This is a genomic window from Azospirillum canadense, from assembly GCF_025961225.1.
GTDB lineage: Bacteria > Pseudomonadota > Alphaproteobacteria > Azospirillales > Azospirillaceae > Azospirillum > Azospirillum canadense.
Map to the genome: position 1 here is coordinate 217,707 of NZ_JAOQNG010000002.1, position 21,792 is coordinate 239,498.

Annotated in this window: 26 protein-coding genes; 13 read left to right on the forward strand and 13 right to left on the reverse strand. The window is 68.5% G+C overall.

Annotation, left to right across the window (positions count from 1 at the left end):
- The first annotated feature begins 7 nt into the window (after positions 1 to 7).
- The 5 genes from M2351_RS15635 to M2351_RS15655 all read left to right on the forward strand — a co-directional run bounded on the left by M2351_RS15635 (position 8) and on the right by M2351_RS15655 (position 5,357).
- Positions 8 to 1,321: a glycosyltransferase family 4 protein gene (locus M2351_RS15635; protein ID WP_264657042.1), complete on the forward strand. Its 1,314-nt coding sequence runs from the start codon at positions 8 to 10 to the stop codon at positions 1,319 to 1,321.
- 167 nt (positions 1,322 to 1,488) lie between these two features.
- On the forward strand, positions 1,489 to 2,628 hold the full coding sequence (locus M2351_RS15640) for a hypothetical protein (RefSeq protein ID WP_264657043.1): 1,140 nt from the start codon (positions 1,489 to 1,491) through the stop codon (positions 2,626 to 2,628).
- Between the two features lie 65 nt (positions 2,629 to 2,693).
- On the forward strand, positions 2,694 to 3,881 hold the full coding sequence (locus M2351_RS15645) for a polysaccharide pyruvyl transferase family protein (RefSeq protein WP_264657044.1): 1,188 nt from the start codon (positions 2,694 to 2,696) through the stop codon (positions 3,879 to 3,881).
- Between the two features lie 165 nt (positions 3,882 to 4,046).
- On the forward strand, positions 4,047 to 4,814 hold the full coding sequence (locus tag M2351_RS15650) for a hypothetical protein (protein ID WP_264657045.1): 768 nt from the start codon (positions 4,047 to 4,049) through the stop codon (positions 4,812 to 4,814).
- 108 nt (positions 4,815 to 4,922) lie between these two features.
- Complete coding sequence (locus M2351_RS15655) at positions 4,923 to 5,357, forward strand: group III truncated hemoglobin (protein WP_264657046.1); 435 nt, start codon at positions 4,923 to 4,925, stop codon at positions 5,355 to 5,357.
- A 41-nt stretch (positions 5,358 to 5,398) separates the two neighbouring features.
- Here the strand turns inward: M2351_RS15655 and M2351_RS15660 are convergent, their stop codons facing one another.
- The 3 genes from M2351_RS15660 to M2351_RS15670 form a co-directional block, all read right to left on the reverse strand.
- On the reverse strand, positions 5,399 to 5,896 hold the full coding sequence (locus tag M2351_RS15660; protein WP_264657047.1) for a substrate-binding domain-containing protein: 498 nt from the start codon (positions 5,894 to 5,896) through the stop codon (positions 5,399 to 5,401).
- A 49-nt stretch (positions 5,897 to 5,945) separates the two neighbouring features.
- Positions 5,946 to 8,363, reverse strand: coding sequence for a hybrid sensor histidine kinase/response regulator (locus tag M2351_RS15665; RefSeq protein ID WP_264657048.1), 2,418 nt, complete (start codon positions 8,361 to 8,363; stop codon positions 5,946 to 5,948).
- 139 nt (positions 8,364 to 8,502) lie between these two features.
- Positions 8,503 to 8,688 carry a hypothetical protein gene (locus tag M2351_RS15670; RefSeq protein WP_264657049.1) on the reverse strand — a complete coding sequence of 62 codons (186 nt, stop codon included), beginning with the start codon at positions 8,686 to 8,688 and terminating at the stop codon, positions 8,503 to 8,505.
- Positions 8,689 to 8,830: 142 nt separating this feature from the next.
- Here M2351_RS15670 and M2351_RS15675 point away from each other — a divergent pair, with 142 nt between their 5' ends.
- Positions 8,831 to 9,694: an LOG family protein gene (locus tag M2351_RS15675; protein ID WP_264657050.1), complete on the forward strand. Its 864-nt coding sequence runs from the start codon at positions 8,831 to 8,833 to the stop codon at positions 9,692 to 9,694.
- 3 nt (positions 9,695 to 9,697) lie between these two features.
- Here M2351_RS15675 and M2351_RS15680 read toward each other — a convergent pair whose 3' ends face one another.
- Positions 9,698 to 10,507: a DUF3750 domain-containing protein gene (locus M2351_RS15680; RefSeq protein WP_264657051.1), complete on the reverse strand. Its 810-nt coding sequence runs from the start codon at positions 10,505 to 10,507 to the stop codon at positions 9,698 to 9,700.
- A gap of 138 nt (positions 10,508 to 10,645) precedes the next feature.
- Between M2351_RS15680 and M2351_RS15685 the strand changes: the two genes are divergently transcribed.
- Positions 10,646 to 11,098, forward strand: coding sequence for a hypothetical protein (locus M2351_RS15685; RefSeq protein WP_264657052.1), 453 nt, complete (start codon positions 10,646 to 10,648; stop codon positions 11,096 to 11,098).
- A gap of 243 nt (positions 11,099 to 11,341) precedes the next feature.
- Here M2351_RS15685 and M2351_RS15690 read toward each other — a convergent pair whose 3' ends face one another.
- Genes M2351_RS15690 through M2351_RS15700 form a run of 3 tightly spaced genes read right to left on the reverse strand, consistent with a single transcriptional unit; the run spans position 11,342 to position 12,414 of the window.
- Entirely contained in the window at positions 11,342 to 11,692 is a 351-nt protein-coding gene (locus M2351_RS15690; protein WP_264657053.1) for a carboxymuconolactone decarboxylase family protein, read from the reverse strand.
- 3 nt (positions 11,693 to 11,695) lie between these two features.
- On the reverse strand, positions 11,696 to 12,211 hold the full coding sequence (locus M2351_RS15695) for an RNA polymerase sigma factor (RefSeq protein WP_264657054.1): 516 nt from the start codon (positions 12,209 to 12,211) through the stop codon (positions 11,696 to 11,698).
- A complete protein-coding gene (locus tag M2351_RS15700) occupies positions 12,208 to 12,414 on the reverse strand; it encodes a YgaP family membrane protein (RefSeq protein WP_264657055.1) in 207 nt (68 codons plus the stop codon). The genes M2351_RS15695 and M2351_RS15700 overlap by 4 nt, the downstream gene beginning before the upstream one ends.
- A 444-nt stretch (positions 12,415 to 12,858) precedes the next feature.
- Between M2351_RS15700 and M2351_RS15705 the strand changes: the two genes are divergently transcribed.
- Positions 12,859 to 13,251 carry a hypothetical protein gene (locus M2351_RS15705; RefSeq protein WP_264657056.1) on the forward strand — a complete coding sequence of 131 codons (393 nt, stop codon included), beginning with the start codon at positions 12,859 to 12,861 and terminating at the stop codon, positions 13,249 to 13,251.
- Between the two features lie 6 nt (positions 13,252 to 13,257).
- On the opposite strand, the gene M2351_RS15710 is transcribed toward M2351_RS15705, so the two are convergent.
- Entirely contained in the window at positions 13,258 to 13,533 is a 276-nt protein-coding gene (locus M2351_RS15710; protein ID WP_264657057.1) for a hypothetical protein, read from the reverse strand.
- A gap of 147 nt (positions 13,534 to 13,680) precedes the next feature.
- Here M2351_RS15710 and exbB point away from each other — a divergent pair, with 147 nt between their 5' ends.
- From exbB to M2351_RS15730, 4 genes are all read left to right on the forward strand, one after another.
- Positions 13,681 to 14,538: a tonB-system energizer ExbB gene (gene exbB / locus M2351_RS15715; protein WP_264657058.1), complete on the forward strand. Its 858-nt coding sequence runs from the start codon at positions 13,681 to 13,683 to the stop codon at positions 14,536 to 14,538.
- Between the two features lie 5 nt (positions 14,539 to 14,543).
- Entirely contained in the window at positions 14,544 to 14,966 is a 423-nt protein-coding gene (gene exbD / locus M2351_RS15720; protein WP_209764859.1) for a TonB system transport protein ExbD, read from the forward strand.
- Positions 14,963 to 15,802, forward strand: a complete 840-nt coding sequence (locus M2351_RS15725) for an energy transducer TonB family protein (protein ID WP_264657059.1) — start codon at positions 14,963 to 14,965, stop codon at positions 15,800 to 15,802. The genes exbD and M2351_RS15725 overlap by 4 nt, the downstream gene beginning before the upstream one ends.
- 475 nt (positions 15,803 to 16,277) lie before the next feature.
- Positions 16,278 to 17,240: a hypothetical protein gene (locus M2351_RS15730; protein ID WP_264657060.1), complete on the forward strand. Its 963-nt coding sequence runs from the start codon at positions 16,278 to 16,280 to the stop codon at positions 17,238 to 17,240.
- Positions 17,241 to 17,298: 58 nt separating this feature from the next.
- Here M2351_RS15730 and M2351_RS15735 read toward each other — a convergent pair whose 3' ends face one another.
- Positions 17,299 to 17,508 carry a hypothetical protein gene (locus M2351_RS15735; RefSeq protein WP_264657061.1) on the reverse strand — a complete coding sequence of 70 codons (210 nt, stop codon included), beginning with the start codon at positions 17,506 to 17,508 and terminating at the stop codon, positions 17,299 to 17,301.
- 185 nt (positions 17,509 to 17,693) lie between these two features.
- On the opposite strand from M2351_RS15735, the gene M2351_RS15740 reads away from it, so the two are divergent.
- Entirely contained in the window at positions 17,694 to 18,038 is a 345-nt protein-coding gene (locus M2351_RS15740; RefSeq protein ID WP_264657062.1) for a hypothetical protein, read from the forward strand.
- Between the two features lie 18 nt (positions 18,039 to 18,056).
- Here M2351_RS15740 and M2351_RS15745 read toward each other — a convergent pair whose 3' ends face one another.
- The 4 genes from M2351_RS15745 to M2351_RS15760 form a co-directional block, all read right to left on the reverse strand.
- A complete protein-coding gene (locus M2351_RS15745; protein WP_264657063.1) occupies positions 18,057 to 18,392 on the reverse strand; it encodes a hypothetical protein in 336 nt (111 codons plus the stop codon).
- A 63-nt stretch (positions 18,393 to 18,455) separates the two neighbouring features.
- Entirely contained in the window at positions 18,456 to 18,677 is a 222-nt protein-coding gene (locus M2351_RS15750; protein WP_264657064.1) for a hypothetical protein, read from the reverse strand.
- A gap of 44 nt (positions 18,678 to 18,721) precedes the next feature.
- Entirely contained in the window at positions 18,722 to 20,275 is a 1,554-nt protein-coding gene (locus M2351_RS15755) for a ribonuclease J (RefSeq protein WP_264657065.1), read from the reverse strand.
- Positions 20,276 to 20,699: 424 nt separating this feature from the next.
- The gene (locus M2351_RS15760) at positions 20,700 to 21,683 is read right to left on the reverse strand and encodes a radical SAM protein (protein ID WP_264657066.1); all 984 of its coding nucleotides are present in this window, start codon (positions 21,681 to 21,683) and stop codon (positions 20,700 to 20,702) included.
- Positions 21,684 to 21,792 lie beyond the last annotated feature (109 nt).

The window sequence follows — 21,792 nt, forward strand, 5'->3', positions numbered from 1 at the left end:
CCGAACCATGAGCAACAAGCGCGTCCTGATCATCAGCCACGGCCATCCCGCCTTTTCGCTGGGCGGCGCGGAGGTGGCCTCCTACAACCTGCACCTTGGCATGCACGACCTGCCGGGCTGGGAAAGCCATTACCTGGCCCGCACCTCGCCGCCGGTCACGCCGCACGGCAGTTCAGCCCTGATGGCGCTGCGCCAGAAGGAGCGTGAGGTCCTCTACTACGCCAATGACTACGACCATTTCCGCCTGTCGAACCGGAACCTGCCGGGCCTGGAGAAGGACTTCGTCCGCTACATCCGCGACCTGCAGCCGGACGTCGTCAACTTTCACCACTTCATCGGCTTCGGCGTGGAGACCATCCAGGCGATTCGGCAGGCGCTGCCGCGCGTGCCGATCGTCGTGACCTTCCACGAGTATCTGTCCATCTGCAACCACCATGGCCAGATGGTGAAGACCAGCCGCAACGCGCTGTGCTACCGCTCCAGCCCGGCGGACTGCGCCGGCTGCTTCCCGCACATCGGCGAGGCGGAGTTCTTCAAGCGCGAGTTGTTCCTGAAGACCTTCCTGGAGCAGGCCGACTTCTACGTCAGCCCGTCGAACTTCCTGATCGACCGCTACGTCGACTGGGGCCTGCCCCGCGAGAAGTTCCGGATGATCGAGAACGGCCTGACGATCGAGGGCATCGCCCCACCCCGGCCGCTGGCCCGCGGCGGCAAGCGCAACCGCTTCGCCTTTTTCGGCCAGCTGACCGAGTTCAAGGGCGCTCACGTCCTGGTCGAGGCCATCGGTCGCATCTCGGAAAAGGCCTGGGGGGAGGACGGCGCGTTGATGATCTTCGGCGGCAACCTGGAACGCCAGCCGGAGGCCTACCAGAAGAAGTTCAACGAGGCGGTCGAGCGCGCCGGCGACCGCGTGCGCTTCTACGGCAGCTACCGGTCCGCCGAACTGCCGGGCCTGATCAAGGACGTGGACTGGGTGGTGATGCCCTCCATCTGGTGGGAGAACTCGCCGGTCGTGATCCAGGAGGCATTCCTGCACGGCCGCCCGATCATCAGCAGCAACATCGGCGGCATGGGCGAAAAGGTCACCCACGGCGTGGACGGCCTGCATTTCCGCAACGGCAGCGTCGAGGATCTGGTCGACCGCATGACCGAGGCGCTGACCACCCCCGACCTGTGGGACCGCCTGCGCATGCGCATCCGCCGCCCGATCGACCGCGCCGAATGCGCCCGCCGTCACGCGGACGTCTACGACGCGCTGATCGCCGCCGCGGGTGGTGGTGCGGTGTCAATGCCCGAGCGGGCCGTGGCGCAGAAGGTGTGATGCGGCCGATGTGGATGACGCTTGCCCCCACCCTAACCCTCCCCCGCTGGGCGAGGGAGGGGAAATCGGCCCTCCCCCGCCCAGCGGGGGAGGGAGGGACCCGCGAAGCGGGAGGGTGGGGGCGATACGCCTCGCACATCCTGCGCGCCGCCCTGTTGGCGTCGTCGATGCTGCTTGCCACCGCCAATGCCCACGCCGCTGACCTGCGCGTTTCCCCCGCCCCGGGCGCGGCGCCGGAAACCGTCTACGACCACCGCAGCCAGGCCTGCGAGGCGTGGGACGTGCCCGACGCTCCGGCCCGCGCCTGGAAGGGCGCCGACGGCACCGTCCATCTGCTGGCGGCGCACACCAACGCGCGCACGCTGTCCGGCCCGTCGCTGAACAGCCTGCGCCACGACTGCCGCGTGGTGTTCAAGTCCGGCAAGCGCGACGATCCGGGCAAGTACGACGACGTGGGCTGGCTGACCTCGCCCTACACGCTGGACGGGACGACCGTCTACGGGCTGGTACACAACGAGTACCATGGGCACAAGCGCCGCGACCTCTGCCCGGTCGGCGACTACATGGCGTGCTGGTGGAACGCGCTGACCCTGTCCGTCTCGCGGGACGGCGGGCAGAGCTTCGGGCCGGGGCGCTACGTCGCCGGCATTCCGTACAAGTTCCGCGGCGACCTCGGCCATCGCGCCGGGCTGTTCGCGCCCAGCAACATCGTGGAGCGCGAGGGCTGGTACTACGCCATGGCCTTCGCCGAGGGCATCGGGGAGCAGAAGCGCGGCGTCTGCGTGATGCGGACCCGCGACCTGGGCGATCCGAAGTCCTGGCGCGCTTGGGGTGGGCAAGACTTTTCAGTCCGCTTCGCCGACCCCTACGTGGAGGGCGAGGCCGACGCCGCAACCCACGCCTGCGCGCCGCTGCCGGCCGACCGCCTGCCCTTCACCGTCACCAGCCTCGTCCGCCACAGCGGCACCGGGCTGTGGGTCGCGGTGATGGCCGGGCGGAGGGCCGAGCGGCCGGGGGCGGAGCCGGTTTCCGGCGTGTGGACCTCCACTTCTCCCGACTTGGTCAGCTGGTCGCCGCCGCGGCTGGCGCTGGCCGCCCCGTTGCTGACCGACAAGGCCTGCGGCGTGGCGGAAAGCTACTACTACCCGGCGATCCTCGACCCCAACGCGAAGACGCGGAACTTCGAGGACGTCGGCAACAGTGCGTACCTCTACATGACGCGCCTTGCGCAGAACGGCTGCAAGCCGACGCAAGACCGCGATCTCGTCCGAATAATGATCCGCCTTGAGCCAATCACGGGCGGGTAAAATCAACAAACGGTTCGCTTCGAAACTCAACCATTCCACCACACCCCCGATCCAGGAGAATTGCGTTGGCTAACATTCTAGTCATGATTCCCTCCGGCGAAGTCTATGATCATGACTGCGTGCGGTGGTACAGCTATCAAAACATTCAGCGCAGCATCAATCATTACCACAACATCGGCGACGCCTTCGTCTACGATTCGTCGCTGAAGCTGCTGACGTACGATCGCCTGGACGTCGTGGAGATCCGCGAGTTCAAGCAGGAAGTGGTGGACAAGGCGAACGCGGAATACGACTACGTCTTCCTGCGCGGCTCCAACTACATCCACAATCACATGACCTGGCCGGAAGCGACCGAGCAGGTCCTGTCGAAGCTGCGCATCCCCGTGATCGCCTTCGGCGTCGGCGCCCAGGCACCGGCCACCGGCAAGATGGAGCTGTCGGCCGAGAGCAAGCGTATCTGGCAGATGTTCGCCGACAAGTCGACCACGCTGGGCGTGCGCGGCACCTACACGGCCGAAGTGCTGTGGGACCTCGGCATCAAGAACGTGCGCATCGTCGGCTGCCCGACCGCCTTCCGCAACCGCGATCCGGAGCTGCGCATCGACCTGCCGTCGCTGGACAGCGTGCGCAACGTCGGCATCACCATGCGCCGCGAGGTGTCGGCCCACTATTCGCCGGACGTGAAGACCTACCTGGCGCGCCACCGCGACTTCGTGAAGGACATGAGCCGCCGCTTCGACACCGTCCTGATGATGCAGGGTGAGGTCGAGGAGAAGAAGCTGCTCTGGGGCACCGACGAGCAGAAGGCCGAGGCCTGGGAAGAGCTGCACAAGAACCCGTGGCTGAAGACCGGCTACTTCGACGAGGAACTGGACGAGCTGTACCGCACCCGCCTGTGGTATTCGGACGTCGTCGCGGACTACGAGAACCTCGTGCGCTCGAAGGACCTCGTGCTCGGCTACCGCCTGCACGGCAACCTGATGGCGCTGTCGAACGGCACGCCGTCGGTCTACTTCAGCTACGACAGCCGCACGGCGGAGTTCGCGGAGACCTTCGCGATCCCCTGCTACGACGTCTATTCCGACAAGCCCTTCGTCCTTGAGGAATACTGGGACCAGAGCCTGTTCGAGAAGTTCAACCGCACCTTCTACCAGCGCTACCGCGACATGCGGGAGTTCCTGGACGAGAACTACCTCCCGCACCGCATGCCGAGTCCGGCCGCGCGCAAGACCCCGCAGCGCAAGGCGGCCTGACGGCGCGCGACGCCGGGTCCCAGCGCCCTCTCGGCCCAACCCGCTCCCCCGCTGCGGGCTGGGCCGAGATGGTGCCGGAACCCGGCGTCGCCGTTGTCCTGTTTTGTTGGGTGGAGCGCAGCGCAACCCAACACCCCCCGTTCCAGCCGACCGGAAGAGCGAACCATGCCCGACACCGCCATTCCCGAACCCGTCGCCCCCGAGATCGCCACCGAGGTCGCCCCATCCGTCATCGAAGGGCGCGTGGACGCGATCCAGGCCGGCCGGATCTATGGCTGGGCGTGGGACCGGTCCTACCCCAACGATCGGCTGGAGGTTGAATTCCGGGCGGAGACGCTGGACGGGCGCGGCCTCGTGCTTGGACGCGCGCTGGCGGACCGCCCGCGCGAGGATCTCGTGGGCGGTGGATTCGGCGACGGCCACCACGCCTTCGAGGCTGACCTTGTCCTGCCGTCGGACCTCGACCCGACCCGCGTCGTGGCGGTGATCCACGCGCCGAGCACGGGAACGATCACCACCTTCGTGCAGCCGAGCGCTGAGGAAAAGCTGCTGGAGCGCACGCTCGCCCCGCACCTGATGCGCATCGGCGATGGGGTGGAGGCGGCGCGGCGCGACAACCAGCGGATCGTCGCGACCCAGCAGGGCATCGCCCGGCTGCTCCGCGATCTTCAGGAACGCGTTGGGGCGGAGCAGGCCGGCAACGCCGCTTCCGCTGCGCAACAGGCCGCCCACGCCGAGACGCTGGTCGAGTTGAAGGAGCGCATCGCCGGGCTGGAGGTGTTCCTGGTCCGCATGGACACGACCATGCGCGGCTTCGACACCGCGCTGAAGGGCAAGGCGACGCAATCCACGGCCCCGATCATCGCGGCGGGCATCGGCGCCGCGGTGGGCGCGCTGGTCGCGGCCATCATCGGGCGTCTGATCTTCCACTGATCCGATCCGCACAGAGGTGGGTTGCAGGACTGGCGGCGGAGCGCGCGCGCCTTTATATAGGGCGCTTCGAACCGGGGTGCCCCGGAGGATTATCAGGACCGCGCCAGCATGGACCAGAGCCGTTTCCCCTCGCCGCAAGCCGCCACCATCGCCGAGCGGGTCGCCAAGACCGGCATCGACGAGGCGATGATCGAATCCCTGGTCCGCACCTTCTACGGCAAGATCATGGCCGACCCCGTCCTGGGCCCGATCTTCGGCGCCGCCATCACGGACTGGGAGCCGCATCTGCGCAAGATGATGGACTTCTGGTCCTCCGTCGCGCTGCTGACCCATCGTTACGACGGCCGCCCTGTCCCGGCGCATGTCCGCCTGGACATCCGTCCGGAACATTTCGAGCGCTGGCTGACCCTGTTCCGGGAAACCACGGCCGAGGTCTGCACGCCGGAGGCCGCCGTCTTCTTCGAGGACCGCGCCCAGAACATCGGCCGCAGCATCCAGATGGGCGTGGACTTCTTCCGCAACCAAATGGCCGCCAAGGCGTAAGCCCCTCCCCCGCCGAAGCGGGAGAGGAGAAAAAAGAGACCTTACGTCGCGCGCACCGGCTTGCCGGGCACGCCCCAGCTTTGCGTGAAGTCGCGGACGCCGGGGATGGTCATCAGGTTCGCGTCCTTCACGTAGACATACTGCTTGGGGCCAAGCTCGTACTCGGTCAGGGTGACGCCCTTGGCTTGGCAGCGCTTCAACTCGTCCGCCTTGATGGACCGGTCGGAGACGACCATGTCCGGCGTCTCCAGCCCGACGCCGGCGCAGAAGGCGCGGAAGCCGCTGTTGGTGCCCTCCGCGACGAGGCGCGGCTTGGTGTCGGGCGTGCCGCCGAAGCGGTCGGCTGCGGCGCCGATCGGGCCGCGCATCGCCGGGCTGCCGACGATCCAGATCCCACGCTCCTCCGGCGGGGGCTTCGGAACGGTGGGTGCGGGCAGCGTCGCCGTCTGGCGCGGCGGCGGTTGGAAGCCGGGGAACTGGCAACCCGCCAGCACGGCCGCCGCGGCAAGCGCGGCCATCCCCTTGGTGACGACTCTCAATCGGTCCTCCACGGAAGCGTTTTGTACGGTCCGGTCTGGGACGTAACGCTCAACTTGGCCGTACGGCTCCTAAATGGCGGGCGAGTGCGGCTTCCAAAAGGCGCGGCGTCACCGGCTTGTGCACCAGGGCGATTCCATGGGCGGCGGCGTCGCGCTGCGGTTCCGGCCCGATCTCGCCGGTGATGATGATGGCGGGCACGCCATCGTCGAACATGTCGCGGATGCGCAGGATTGCCTCCGTACCGACGCGCCCCTGGCGCAGGCGGTAATCGGCCAGCACCACGTCGGGCCGTCGGGCGACGGCGCGAAGGCGGGTGACCGCCTGGTCCGTGCTTCCGGCGGTCAGGACGTCGAACCCCCACTCCCGCAGCATCGTCGCCAGCCCCATCATGACGATGGCGTCGTCCTCCACCACCACGGCCAGCCGTTGCTGCTGGTTCGCCGCTTCCCGCACGGGGATCGACCTGACCGGCTGCGGTGCGGCCGCGCAGTCCGGACCACGCTCCATGCGCTGCGCCAGGGGAACATCGACGGAAAAGATCGAACCGCGCCCGGGGTGCGAAACCATTTCCACCGGATGGTCGAGAAGGTGCGAGAGCCGCCGCACGATGGCGAGGCCCAGCCCCAGGCCCCGGTCGCGGTCGCGCTCCGGGTTGCCGACCTGATGGAACTCCTCGAAGATGCGCCCCTGCTGCTCCGGGGCGATGCCGATGCCGGTGTCGTGGACCTCGATCCGCAGCCGGTTGCCGTGCGGCGTGCAGTCGACCAGGATGCGCCCGCGCTCGGTGTAGCGGATGGCGTTGTCGACGAGGTTGCGCAGCATGCGGCCGAGCAAGACCCGGTCGCTGCGCACCCGGCCGGTGCAGGGGATGACCTGCCAGCCCAGACCCTTGGCCTCGGCGACCGGAGCGAAGGCGGCGGACAGGGGGCTGATGAGGTCGGCGATGCAGAACTCCTCGACCTGCGGCGCCACGATCCCGGCGTCGAGGCGGGAGACGTCCAGCAGGCTGTCCAGCAGGTCCTTCAACGTGTCCAGCCCCTGCTGCAGCCGGTCGAGCACCGCGCGTCCCGGCTCGTCGGCGATGTGGGCGCGCAGCGCGCCGGCGAAGAGGAGGATGGACTGCATGGGCTGGCGCAGGTCGTGGCTGGCGGACGCCAGGAAGCGGCCCTTGGACCGGTCCGCCTCCTCCGCGGCCTGCTGGGCGCGGCGGATGTCGTGGATGTCCACCGCCGTGCCGATCCAGGACACGATCCGCCCCTCCTCGCGCATCGGCACGACGCGAGTGAACTGCCACCGCCACCGGCCGTCGGCCCGTCGCACCCGCATTTCCAGCTGGTAGGGCGTGCCCGCGGCGATCGCGCCGTTGCGCAGATCCAGGAAGCGCTTGCGGTCGTCGGGGTGGACGAAGTCCCATTGATTGGGCCCAAGCCGGTCGATCCCGGTGTAGCGCCGCCATTCGGAGTTCACGAACTCCACCGACCCGTCCGCCCGATTGATCCACATGAACTGCGGCGTGTGGTCGACCAGGTTGCGGAAGCGCGCCTCGCTGACCCGCAAGGCCTCCTCCGCGCGCTTGCGGGCGGTGATGTCGCGTGCCACGCCGGCCACCCCGACGGTGGCGCCCGCGGCGTCGCGCAGCGGCATCACCGCGATCATCAGCACCCGGTTTCCATTGCCATCCGGAAATGGCAACTCCTCCTCCACCGTTTCCTCGCGCCCGCTCTCGACGACGCGTTGGCACAGGGCGTCGAGCCGGGCGGCGTCCTCTGGCGGGAACAGGTCGTGGTCGCACTGTCCCACCACCTCGTCCCGGCTGCGCCCGAACAGGCGGGCGGTGGCGGAGTTGACGAGGGTGAAGCGGCGGTCGCGGTCCTTGGCGAAGATGGGGTCGCTGGCGCTCTCGATGATGCTTTCCAGCAGCGCGTGCTTTTCGCGCAGCCGCTGTTCGGCCTCGCTGGTGGCCAGCTCCGCCGCGCGCACCTCCAACTGGTGCATGGCGAGGCGGGCGAACTCCTCCAGGTCGTTGCGGCTCTCCTCGTCGAACTCCGGGCGGGGCTTCATGTCGATGATGCAGAAGGTGCCGATCAGCAGCCCGTCCGGCGTCTTCAGCGGCGCGCCGGCGTAGAAGCGCAGGTGCGGCGGCCCGGCCACCAGTTCGTTGTCGGCGAAGCGTTCGTCCCTGGTCGTGTCGGGGATCACCAGGACTTGGTCTTCCAGGATGGTGAAGGCGCAGAAGGAAATGCGGCGCTCGATCGACTCCGGCACTAGGCCGAAGCGGGCCTTGCACCACTGCCGCGTCTCGTCCACCAAGTTGACGAGCGCGATCGGCGCGTCGAAATGTCGGGACGCCAGCCGCGTCAGGCGGTCGAACACCGGTTCCGGCGGCGTGTCGAGCACGCCATAGCCCTTGAGCTTGTCGATGCGGGCAAGCTCGTTCAACGGCCATGGCGGCTCGATGCGGCTCAATGCGGCTCCTTGTCCCATGTTCCGGATTCAGCGCGCCGAATGCTTTCCGGTCCAGCACAAAATCCTAGCAACATCGGCACGGGGAGGAGCGTGCTCTTAAGGACAGGGCATTCCCTGCACAAAAGTCAGGCAAAGATCCTCAGCGGTCCTGCTGGTAGCCCTGATGCGTCGTGTTCTGCTTCACATTTCCTTGGCGGTCCTGCTCCTCCAGGTTCTGCGGCGTCGGCTTTGCGGCCGCTTGGTCGTCCTTGCCGACCTCCGGCGCGCTGCCCGGCCCCTTGTCGCTGCGTGCGGCGGGCGGGACCGGCGGCATGGATTTGGACATTCGGATTCTCCCCAATGGTGGCACCCCTCGGCAACATCGCGCCGCCGGCAACGGTTCCGTCTCCGGAAAAGACGCGGCATTCAAGCACCGCACCCCCTACATGCTCTAAAAGAGACCCATGTTCTTGAACGGGGAGACAGGAATGCCGGACAGCATGCCGAACCACGAGTCCTCCAGCTACCGCCTTGCCTTCGAAGACCGCGACTTCCTGCTGGGCGAACCGATGCGCGGCGTGCGCTTCATGCTCGAATACGCCAAGCCGGAAATGCACCTGAAGGCCTGGGGAATCCGCTCGACCATCGTGGTGTACGGCAGCGCCCGCGTTCCCTCGCCCGAACAGGCGGAACGGATGCTGCGCGAGGCGCGCACGCCCGAGGAGAAGCAGCATGCCGAGCGGCGCGCCAAGCAGGCGCCCTGGTACGAGGAGGCGCGCAAGTTCGGCCGCATCGTGTCGGAGCGGGGCGGCGCTCTGGCCCCGACGTCCGACGGGCAACGGGACAACGTCATCGCCACCGGCGGAGGCCCCGGCCTGATGGAGGCGGCGAACCGCGGCGCGCAGGAGGTTGGCGCGCCCAGCATCGGCTTCAACATCAGCCTGCCGCACGAGCCGCGCCCGAACCCCTACAGCACGCCGGACCTGACCTTCCGCTTCCACTACTTCGCCATCCGCAAGATGCATTTGGCGATGCGGGCCAACGGGCTGGCGATCTTCCCCGGCGGCTACGGCACCTTCGACGAGGCCTTCGAGATCCTGAACCTGCGCAACACCAACAAGGCTTCCCGCCTGCCCATCGTGTTCGTCGGCCGGGACTATTGGAACGAGGTCGTGAACTTCCAGGCGCTGGCCGACCACGGCATGATCAGCCCGGGCGACCTCGACCTGTTCGACATCGTGGACACCGCCGAGGAGGCCTGGGACTGCATGAACCGCCTTGGCCTGAAGCGCGGCGCGCCGCCGCTGGGTCCGGCCGGAACGGGCCAGTCCTCGGCGGACGAGGAGGAGTGAGGCTCAGCCGTGCGGCGCGGCACCTTCCTCGGCCGTCTCGGCCGTCGGGGGAGCTGCGGCGCGCAAGCCCCGGCCGAAGGGGGCGATGCGGCCGAGGCCGGGGAACTTGATGGCGAGGTCCAGCGGGTCCACCCCCACGGTCAGGCCGAGGAGGTTCAGCTCCACCCCCTCCTCGACCGCGACCAGCAGGCCGGCGGCACCGAACAGGTTGACCTGCCAGCCGGTGCCGCTGGGCGCCCGCGCCACGAAGGGGGCGGCGAGGAAGTCCTTGCCGAGCGCTGTCGCCGGCAGGTCCAGGCGCAATTCCGGCACGGCGCGCCCGATCCAGGCGGCGAAGGTGTTGCTGTTCGGCCCGGGCCACAGGCGGTATTCCCCGGCGTAGGGGTAGCGGCGCGCGGCCTCCGCGATCTTGGGGATGGCCGCTTCCGCCGCCGCTCCGCGCAGTTCGGCCAGGACCGAGGGCTGGGACCCGAACCAGCGCCCGTCGGGGTCGCGATTGCTGATCGCCACGGTGGGGAGCCCGCGGTAGGCGCGCCAGCCGATCACCTCGTAGACGGTGTAGGCGCGCGCCCCCGCCGGCTTGACCGCGAACCAGGGGTGCACGCCGAAGGCGCCGCGCCAGGACAGGGCGCGGGCCGCGTAGACCTGGACCACCGCCTCCGGCGTGGTGGCCGGGTCGGGTGCCAGGCCCACGGGGCTGCGGTCGGCGCGGCTCCAGTCCACGCCGAGCGACGCGGAGCCCGACGCGATCACGAAGGCCGGCCCCGCCAGCAGCAGGACCAGCAGCAAAAGAAATCCTAAAAGCACTTTCACCCGCCTCTCCCGCCTACCCTGCGGCGTTGCCCACGGCATCCGTGTTCCAATGCTACCATCGCCTCTCCGGCCCTCCCTGTTGTAGGAAGGAGACCGTCCCAATGCCCTGCGCCGCCGACGCCATCCGAGGAGCCGCCCATGACCGCCGATCCGACTGACCTTATCGACCGCATCACCCGGCAGGCTCCTACCCGCGCCGCGACGGCCGAGGTCGCGCGGGCGCTCGGCTGGACGACCGGGCCCAGCAAGAAGGGCTGGAAGGTCGTGCAGCCGACCGGCTATGTCGGCGGCATGGTCGTCCCACCGAGCGCCGAGACCACCGCCGCCGAGGTCTGGTTCGACCCGGACGGCCGCGAGCGCGGCCTTACCGGACCCAACGAGGAGTTCCCGCCCTACCTGACCAGCCTCGACACCGCGCTCGGCGCCGTTCCCGGGGAGCGTCGGGCCGACCTTCTGCGCCGCGCGCTGGACCGCCACCGGGACTGGCAGGCCGAGTCCGGGCGGGACGACGCGGCGCTGTCGCGGCTGGCCGCCTTCGTCATCGCGGAGTGGCTGGCGGAGCGGGCCATGCGACGCAATGAAACGCCATGAAACATCGAACGCTGTGATGTCGCACGGGCGGTCGAGGCGGACGGGTGGTAATGCCGGGGGGATTCACCACAAAGACAAAAAGGGCACAACGGACGTCACGAAGAGGGCCGACGCCGGACATAGGTGTTCATTGAAGCACCCATGTGCAACAAGATTCTAGCGGATTTGCGCGGGCGGATTCCGGGTGTTTGTGATTTTGATCCTATCGAATTTCGGGGAAGGACGCAACGGGGACGCGGCTGGTTACGACGTCTCCCCATTCTCCTGGCTGCGGTCGAAGAGGCGCAAGGCCAGAAGGGCGTGGCCGAGCGTTCCGCCGGCCCGCACTGCCGCCGCGACAAGGGCCGCTTCGGCCAGTTCCTCACGGGTAGCGCCCGCCTTGGCCGCCGCGCGGGAATGGACGTCGAGGCAATAGGCGCATTGCGTCGTCATCGCCACAGCCAGGGCGATCAGTTCGCGGTATTTGAGCGGGATCAGGCCGTCCTTGCGTTCAACGGCGTGGTTGAAGGCGAGGAACGCCTTGGCCTCCACGGGAGCGCACGCGGCAAGCGTCGGGATGGACTTGAGGTCGTCCGGGGTCTGGTACTCGGTCATTGCTTACCTCGTCAGGTATTCGCGCATCAGCAGGCGTGCGCGGTGCAGCCGCGCCTTCACCGCCTGCCGCGTGGCGCCGAGCGCCACGGCTATTTCGTCGATGGTCATTTCCTTCACGTCGCGCATCAGCGCGACCTCGCGGTAGTGCGGCGGAAGCGCTTCGAAGGCGGCGGCCACATCGAGCCGCAATTCGGCTTCCGGCCAGTCGAGCAGCAGCCGCTCGGCCTCGCCCTCATCCACCGCGAGCCCGCTCCGACGGGCGAGGCGAAGGCATTCCCGCCGGACGACGCTGAACAGCCAGCCTGAGAAGGACAACACCGTGCGAATGGTGCCGACGTGCCGGAAGAGCCGCCATAAAGCTTCCTGTGCGGCGTCTTCCGCATCGGCGGAGGTACGGCAGGTCGCGCGGGCGTAACGGCGGATGTCAGGCTGCGCCATCTCCAGCAGGCGAACGATCGTGTTCTGGTCGCCGAGACGGGCCGCCTCGAACATCTCGATCGGGATTGTCGCCGCTTTCATGAATTCCTCCTTCCAATGCCCGCAACCGCACACATCGGGCAATAGCCGAAAACGCCAGTCAGCGCGAACCCCAGACCGCCTGTTGCCGCCAGCCACGCCGTTATGCCCGACAGATGGATGAACGCCGCGACCGCAGCGGCGAGGCCGAGGGCGACCCGCACAGCCTGATGCGTGCCACCGAGGTTCTTCCTGTAGAATGCCACCGAAACCTCCCTTGCGAAGCTGAGGCCGAGTGCCTCATCTCCATGAGAGGCAGGAAGGCGGAGAAAGGATTCGCCCGACGTCCAAAATTTTTTCAGAAGGCCCCACGGACGGCGCCGCTCGACCTGTCTTGCGCCTGTTGGATGTTCTGAAACGCGCGGAGCGGCATACCCCGCAGCAACCGCCGGTTGGCCGCAGGAGAGCGCTGATGGAATTCTCCTGCGATCCTAAACGTCTGTGGAGAGCGCCCCGGCGCCGTGCTCAGGTTTCTGGAAACCGCGCCTAAAGCGCTTATCCTTGGATGTGCTCTCGCCCTCCCGGGGCGGGAGAGGGGATACGCTTCACCCGCTTAAGCGCCGGCGCGTTGGTATAGGGGAGGCTTGACCGGGGCCGGATGGCCGTCACCTTTCTTGGACCGTCAATGTTCCACGACAGGAGCAGCCACCATGCGTGCCAGCCTGACGCGTACCAGCCTCGCCGCCGCGGCGCTCCTCTTCGCGCTGTCGGCCTGCGAGTCCTTGCAGCCGGACTATAAGAAGTCGTCGGCCACCCAGCTGAAGGGGAGCGAGATCTCGTCCCTGCTCACCGGGAAGTCCATCAGCCTGTCCAACGCGCGGGGCCGGTCCTACACCAACACCTTCGGCCGCGACGGGCGGGTGTTGATTTCCGGCGGCAAGGGCAACCTGTCCGGCGACTGGAAGGTGGCCGGCGACCGCTATTGCCTGACGCTGGACGAGGACAAGCGCGAGCAGTGCATGGACATCTACAGCGTCGGCGACGGAACCTACCAGATGGTCAATTCCGACGGCACGCTGCGGAATACCTTCAAGGTACAGTAACCGCCGTCACCAGATCGTACGGGCCAGCCGGTCGCCCTGCTTATTGAGGTTGTCGAACAGGCGGCGGGCGGTCGGCTCGTCGGTCCAGTCCTGGGGCTGGACCACGGCGCCCACGGTGTCCGGCCGGTCAGGCGCGCTTGGCCTTTGCTCGCCACCGGTCTCCCGGTTTGCTGATTCCAGCCCGTAGGCTCGTCCGTCCCGCACCTCCAGGACGGCGAAGCGGTTGTCCTGCTCGATCAGGCGGAAGCTGCCGTTTTCGGCGACGGTGCGCGCGTTGGCCATCGTTCCTGCCACTCCCTGTTTGTGGGTCCCCTCGACAACGATGCTGCAACCATGCTGCGGTGCGTTCGTCGCGGCACTTTTTTGCTGTGCAAATGAGAGTCGTTCGCACTATACAGGAGATGCACACCCCAGGGACGCCCGACCGCCATGCTCCAGACCGTTACGCCCCACGTCGCCACGTCGAAGACCACCAAGTTCCGCGCCATCGCCGCCACGGCTGGAGCCTACCTGCTGCCCGCGTCCGCGTGGGCGCAGGACAACGTGCCGCCTGCCTTGCCGACGGAGGTGCCCCCGGTCGCCACGGCGATGCTGCCGCATGACCTGTCGCCCTGGGGCATGTTCATGTCGGCAAGCCCCGTCGTGCAGGCGGTCATGACCGGGCTGGCGCTGGCGTCGGTGGCGACCTGGACCATCTTCCTGGCGAAGTCCGTCGAGCTGTCCAAGGCCAAGCGCCAGGCGCGCGCCGCGCAGGCGGCGCTGGAGCAGGCGCGGAGCCTGACCCAGGCGGCGGAGGCCATCGGATTCGAGAAGAGCCCAGCGACCGCCTTCCTGCGCGCGGTGATCGCGGAAGCGCACCAGTCCGCCGACGCCCCCTCCCTGGACGGGCTGAAGGAGCGCGCGGCGTCCCGCCTGGAGCGGATCGAGGCGGCGGAGGGGCGGCGCATGATGCGCGGCACCGGCATTCTCGCCAGCATCGGCTCCACGGCTCCCTTCGTCGGGCTGTTCGGCACGGTCTGGGGAATCATGACCAGCTTCGTCGGCATCGCGAAGACGCAGACGACCAACCTTGCCGTCGTGGCACCGGGCATCGCGGAGGCTCTGCTCGCCACCGCCATCGGGCTGGTCGCGGCCATCCCGGCGGTGGTGATCTACAACGCTTTCGCCCGGTCCATCGGCGGCTACCGCGCCCAGTTGGGCGACGCGTCGGCGGCGGTGCAGCGGCTGCTCAGCCGCGACATGGACCGCCGTGCCCTGCCCCGCATGTCCTCCAAGGCGGCGGAGTAACGGCGATGGCGGCGCGCCTGGACAACGGGGACGACCTGTCCGAAAGCCACGACATCAACGTCACGCCCTTCATCGACGTGATGCTGGTGCTGCTGATCATCTTCATGGTGGCGGCCCCGCTGGCGACGGTGGACGTGCCGGTGGACCTGCCGGCCTCCACCGCCCAGCCGCAGCCCCGTCCCGACAAGCCGCTGTTCCTGACCATCCAGGGCGACCATTCCCTGTCCGTGGGGGACGCGCCGGTGGCGCGCGGCCAGCTTGCCGCGGCGCTGGACGGCGTGACCGGCGGCGATAAGGGCGCCCGCGTCTTCCTGCGGGCCGACCGCAGTGTGGACTATGGCGCGCTGACCGAGGTCATGAACGACCTGCGCGCCGCCGGTTACCTGAAGATCGCGCTGGTCGGACTTGATGGTTCGGCCGCCAAATGAGCGCGGCACCCTTCCATGACGAGGATGGTCGGGACGGCCGGCCGCTGGCCCGCTGGGGCGGTAGCCTTCTGCTGGTGCTGGGCGCCCACGCCGCGGTCGGGATCGGCGCCATGTCCTGGCGCGTCGCCATGGACGAAGCCGCGGCTCCGCCCCCCGCGGTCATGCTGGATTTGGCCCCGTTGCCCGAGGTGGCCCCGCCGCCGCCCGCCGTGGAGCCGGTGATCCCGGAACCCGAGCCGCCGCCGGAGCCGGTGATCGAACCGCCGGAGCCGGAGCCCGTGGTTGAACCGGAGCCGATTCCGGAGGTGAAGCCCGAACCGCCCCCGCCGGTTCCGACCGAGGTGTCCCTCCCCGAACCGCCGAAGCCCAAGCCCAAACCGAAAGAACTGCCCAAGCCGCAGCCGCCCAAGGTCACGCCGCCGAAGCCGCAGGCCCAGGTGAAGCCGGCACCGACCCCGCCGCAGGCGACCACCGCCCAGGCCACCCCTTCTGCCCCAGTCGCCGCGTCGTCCCCATCGCCGGCACCCGCGGTCGCGCGCAACAGCACGGCGGTTCCGACCTGGCAGGGGCTCGTGCTCGGCCACCTGGAGCGGCACAAGCGCTACCCCCGCAGCGCCCAGCTGCGCCGCCAGCAGGGCGTGCCGCAGGTCCGCATCGTCATCGACCGGTCGGGCAAGGTGCTGTCGGCGAAGCTGGAGAAAAGCTCCGGCGTGGAGTCCCTGGACGAGGAAACCGTGGCCCTGGCGGAGCGCGCCTCCCCCCTGCCCGCCCCGCCGCCGGAGATGGCGCAGGACCGGATCGAGCTGGTCGTGCCTGTGCAGTTCGTGATGCGGTGAATACCCCCTCTCCCTGCGGAGCAGGGCGAGGGTTGAATCGCTGTGACCGCAGGGTGACAGGGATGGGGCATTTGGGAGTGCGCGGTTGACAGGGCAGTGGGTCTGACCCACCTTGTGCGGTGCAGCAAAAACAAGAACCCATCTCCTGGGGGAGACGCCTTCTCAATCCTTTGAGGAGGTCTCTGATGAACACGCCATTCAGCGTTGCGTCCGCTCTTCCAACCCAGCGTGAAGAGCGTGTCATCCGCCGCAAGGCAGCGTCTTTACGCGCAGCCCATATCCGTTCCCTGATCCGCCGCCTGGGCGCGGCGTTTGGCGGCCCGAGGGCCGACTTGGATACCGTCGTTCCTGGGACGGCGGGTGCGCGGCGGGCATAGCGCCCGCCCATTTTTTCAACATCACGGTGTACGCCCGGCGGCGGACCGCGCATGCGGCGCCGCGTGGGCTTGTTGTTTCTATGTGTGGAGTTTCAACGATGGAGAGACGAGCGGTCGCCCTGGGCGGCTTCGGTGGTTTCAACCTGCATGGTGCGGGCGTGCTGACGGCGCTGGGGCGCCTGGACGTGATGCCCGACCTGTTCACGGTGACCTCCGGACAGATCGTCGTGCTGGCCTCCTGGCTGCGCGGCGAGGACGTGCGCAGCCTGCTCCTGAATCACAAGGGTGCCTCCGGCGGGCTGCTCCAGGCCTGGCGGACGGCGATATTCGGCCACAGCGGCGTGTTCCGCCCGACGCTGCAGGAGCACGCCCGGCGCTGGCTCGACGTGCCGCTGTCGCCGGACGCCATGCTGGAGCGGCTGATGCCGGCGCGCCAGTATGCCCCGGTACGCGACCCCGACACGGTCGCGGAGGTTGCCCGGACGCTGAACGAGGCGGAGGTGGGCGTGGTGTTCAACACCTACGACTTCCGCGCCGGTGAGGGGATCCTGCACGGCAACCCGGCCGCCAAGCGGTTGATGGCCGGCGAGGTCGGGCTGGAGGACATCACGGCGGAGGCGGTGGAAAGCGCGCTCTGGCTCTACCTCTACGGCTTCGAGGAGGCGCCGGGCGGGCTGATCGACGGAGCCTACCACCGCAGCGTCATCCTGGCGGAGCTGCACGGCTTCGACGAGGTGACCGTCGCCGCCCCCTTCCCCGTCTCCTGGCTGGGCCCGGTGCCGCGCAACCAGCTGGAGGTCGAGAACTGGAAGATCCGCCAGTGGTTCGCGAACTCCTACAAGGCCGAGGTGGCGCGGCTGCGCCGCGTGATCGAGCTGATGGAGCGTGGCACGCTGAACGACCCCGCCTACCGGATCCGCAGCCTGACGGAGTTGCCGCTGCGCCGGCACTACGGCTATTTCGACTATTTCACGGAAAAAGAGGAGGTGTTCGAGGACGCCCTTCTCCAGGCGCTCGACCGGTTCGGCGAGCCGATGCAGATGTGCGTCGGCGCGGAGTGATCCGACAGCCCGGGTTGGGTGGAGGACCTTCGCGGGCGCTCCACCCGGCCCTTGCGGGTTAAGAGGGCCTGTCGACGGATTCGCTGACGACCGGGACGCCGTCGAGGTCGCGCGGCAGGTCGGCCGGGACGCCGGTCCGGAAGCGGACCGACAGGGCGTAGCCGTCGTCGACCTTCGCGACGTCGACCCGGTCCATGCCCGGCAACTGGCTGAGGGTCGACAAGTAACGGTCACGAGCGGCTTCAGCGGCTTCCTTGGCAACTGGCATCTGGACCTCCCAAGCTTTTGTAAAAAGTTGGTGACCCAAACAATATCAGTCAAGACCGTTATCCTTACGGAATCCGCCCGCATGGTCCATCCACCGGGCACGGGAAACCGTTGCACCGGTTCCGCCGTTCATTACAGGCGAATGTGACAACCCATCATGCCGGCGGATCGGAAGAGAGAGGCTTTATGGACGCGTTGGACCCCGTTGCCGAGGCGCGGCGGCAGGCCGGATTGGAAATCCAGGCGCTGGCGGAGGATTTCGAGCGCAGCGACGAATCCGCCTTCCGGCGCACCCGCATCGTCTGCTGGGTGGCCGTGGCGGTGGTGACGCTGATTTTGCTGGTTCTGCTGACGGCCGGCGCGGACTGGCGCTACCTGCTGGCCTTCTGGGTGGTGATCGTCGGCTTCACCGGGGCGGCCTACGCGGTGTCCACCCACCGCCAGCGGCAGCAGACCAGCCGCCTGCGCGCCCTGGCGACCCGCTGGCTGACCGGGGGGCTTACGGGCGGCGAGGCTGTTCCGCCGGTGTGAGGGCCGCCGGTTTGACCCCTACACCGTGTGCGAGCCGCGGCGCTTGCGGCGGGTCTGGAAGCGGTGGATGCGCTCGATGACGTCGCCCAGTTCCGCCGCCTCCTCGACCTCGCCGAGGTGGAGCAGGACGCGGATGTAGGTGTCGAGCAGGCCGAGCACGGCCTCCTCGTCGGTCACGCCGTAGGCGGCACGCCCCAGCGCGTCGACGATCAGCGTGCCGCTGTCGGCGAGCGCTTCGGCGACCACATTGATGGCCTCGTCGAGCGCGTCGTCGTCGTCCGCCGGGGCGTCGAGGACTGGGTCGAGGATGTCGGGGAAGGAAAGCCGGTCGGCGGGATCGGGATAGCCAGCCATGGGCAACTCTCCGGTGTCAAAGGCAGGAAGGCCCGCCGCGGACGAACGGTCGGTTCGTCGGCGTCAGGCGGCCTCCTGCAGGGGTGACTGGCGGGCGAGGCGCAAGGCCTGCTCCTGGGCCGTGCACAGGTCCGGGTAGCTGGCGGCGGGCCGTCCGTCGACGACGACGGCCCAGCCGCTCCGGATTCCGGCGGCCCTATACTGCAACGTAATGCTCCGGCCGGCGTCTTCCAGTGCCATGCGGAGCGGGGTCGTGAACGACCATGTCGGATGCTGCTGTGCCATGATCCTCCTCCTTCGAGGATCGTCGGGGGATACGGAAGGCCGCCTCAGGCGGCCACCCGGTCCGTGACGGAAGCCTCCCCGGCCTCCGCCTCTTCAGGCAGGCCGGCCCAGGGGACCAGTTCCCGCCCAGTGTTGGCGAGGCGCTTGGCCTCGATGTGGCCGACCACCGCGGTGCCTTCCTTGGCGATCCGCAGGATGTCGCCGTCCTCCGGGATCAGCGCCCGGTCCACGCCGCTGGCGCGGGCGAGGCGGGCGTGCGCCTCCAGATGCTCGATCGTGCCGTGCACCGGGACGGCGAAGCGCGGCCGGACCAGATCGTACATGCGCACGAGGTCGTCCCGCTTCGGGTGGCCGGAAACGTGGACCGGCGCGTCGGCCGGGGTCACCACGGCAACGCCCTTGGCCTTCAGATGGTCCTGGATGTCTTCCAGGGTCGCCTCGTTGCCCGGAATGGCGCGGGCGGAGAAGATCACCGTGTCGCCGGATTCCAGCCACAACTCGCGGTGGGCGTCGCGGGCGAGCCGGCTGAGCGCCGCACGCTCCTCCCCCTGGCTGCCGGTGCACAGGAACACGAGGTTCCGGCGCGGCGTCCAGGACGCTTCCATGATTGAGATGAACTCCGGCGCGGTGTCCAGGTAGCCGCTGGCGCGGGCCGCCTTCTCCATGCGCAGCATGGACCGGCCGACCAGCACGACCTTGCGGTCGTTGGCCTTCGCCGCCTCGGCGACCGCCTGCATGCGCGCCACGTTGGACGCGAAGCCGGTGACCGCGATGGCGCCCTTGCGGCCGCGGAAGGCCTCCATCAAGCCGGCGCGGGCGTCCGCCTCCGACCCCGTGGTGCCGTCCACGTTGGCGTTGGTGCTGTCGCACATCATCGCCAGCACGCCCTGGTCGCCCAGCCGCTTCAGCGCGGCGACGTCCATGGTCGGGCCGACCAGCGGGTTCGGGTCGAACTTCCAGTCGCCGGTGTGCAGCACGGCGCCGGCCTTAGTGCGGATCGCCAGCGACACCGGCTCGGGGATCGAGTGGGTGACGGTGATCGATTCCACGCCGAACGGGCCGACGTTGAAGGACGCCCCCGGCTCGAACACCCGGATGCGGACGTGGCGCAGGGCACCCGTCTCCTTCAGCCGGTCGCGGATCACGTGCGCGGCGAAGGGGGTCGCGTAGATGGGGCACTCGAGGCGCGGCCACAGGTGGTGGATGGCGCCGATGTGGTCCTCGTGCGCGTGGGTCACGACGAGGCCCACGACGTCGTCCATCCGCTCCTCGATGAAGGAGGGGTCGGCCATCAGGCTGTCGACGCCCGGCGCCTCGTCACCCATGAAGGCGACGCCCGCGTCCACGATCAGCCATTTCCCGGCGTGGCCGTAGAGGGCCATGTTCATGCCGATGCGCGAGCAGCCGCCCAGGGGGAGGAACAGGATCTCGTCGTCACCGGGGACCGGGCCGGGAGGCGGTCCAGAGGGAGTGCGCTTTTGCGGCGCACGGTTCTTGTTGTTGTTGCCGGCGCCGCCGTGGTCATGCGGGCGGTGCGGGAACTGGGGGCGGACTCCGCCCTTCGGCGCCGCACGGCGGCGCTTATTGTCAAACGTCATTCTACCTTCAGCTTCGTCACTCTCTGTGCCGGCATTCAACGCTGCCGGACGGGCGTGCATCGCGTGTCGATGCGGATCTGGACCTCCCCGGTCTGGCCAGCGGCGCCATGACACTGGGGAGGTGTCGAGGCAGCCTGCCGACGCGGGGGCCGGGGAGGAGGGGTTTCGAGCCAATATTTCAGGCGTTCGCGTCAGTCAAAGACCCATTACAGGTCGAAGACCGGGCAACGCAACCGAAAAAACGGCTCGGAAGGGAGATCGCCGAAAAGTACCGTCGTCTGCAACGGCCGTTTTCCGACAACGAAGCATATATGCGCCTCGCAACGGATGTTTCAAGGGACACGGGAAAGAGCGGCGACGGCGGTCGTCATGGCTGCCCTGCAAGAGGTTTATAAGGCCGGGTTTATAAGAAGCTGTGCATGTGTCAGGCGGAGCAGGACCCACCACCGAGCACGCAGAACTTCGCGCAGTGGCGGTGGTTCAGCTTCACCGCCCCATGGTCGAACTGCCCGCCGTGGGCGCGCGCCGCCTCGGCGAGGCTGTTGCCCATCTCGAAGCGGGGGTCGTAGGGCAGCAGCGTGCAGGGCAGGACGACGGCGCGCTCCGCCCCCTTGCGCTTCACCACCATGCGGCTGGAGGCGCACATCATCGCATCGGGCCTGAGCTTCAGGATGCCCCAGCAGGCGGTGGTGATCTCCGGCACCTCGGCCGTCTCGTCCATCTCCGGGAAAAGCACGAGCGCGTGCGGGTCGGCGGCGTCGAGGGCCAGGCCGTGCTCCGCGAACAGGCGGGCGTAGCCGGCGCGGAGCGCACCCTGATCCTCACGCCAGCGGGTGCGGCCGGCCACCGCGACGGAAAAGCCTTCGCGGACCAGCCAAGCCAGCCCGGTCATCGCCTTGGCAAAGCTGCCGGCGCCGCGCTCCTGGTCGTGCAGGGCCGCGCTGTGGTGGTCCAGGCTGACGCGCAGCTGCAGCCTGTCGCCGTGGCGCTCCCGCAAAGCCGACAGGGCGGCGCGGACCACGGGGCGCTGCATCGGGCGCATGGCGTTGGTCAGGACCAGCACGCGGAACCCGCGGTCGAGGCACAGGCCCGCCAACTCCGCCATGTGGCGGTTCAGGAAGGGCTCCCCACCCGTGAAGCCGATCTCCCGCACCGGCATCCGGTCGGCCGCGATCTCGTCCAGGAAGGGAAGGACGTCGCCCGGTTCCAGATAGGCCAGCCGGTCGTTGCGCGGGCTGGACTCGATGTAGCAGTGGCCGCAGGTGATGTTGCACAGGCTGCCGGTGTTGAACCACAGAGTCTCCAGCGCCGTCAGCGGAACGCTCGCCCGCCGCTCCCCCTTCGCGGTCCAGTCCGGGTCGGTGAATTTGGCGATCGGGGCTTGGGCAAGCGGGGCATCCAACGTCATCCTGGGTCCTGTGGCGGTCTTCGTCCAATCGTCGAGTGAAGATGGGCCGACTGTGCCCCACCGCCACTCACAACAGCGTGTGCCGGGTCCGGCCGGGAACCGCCCCCGG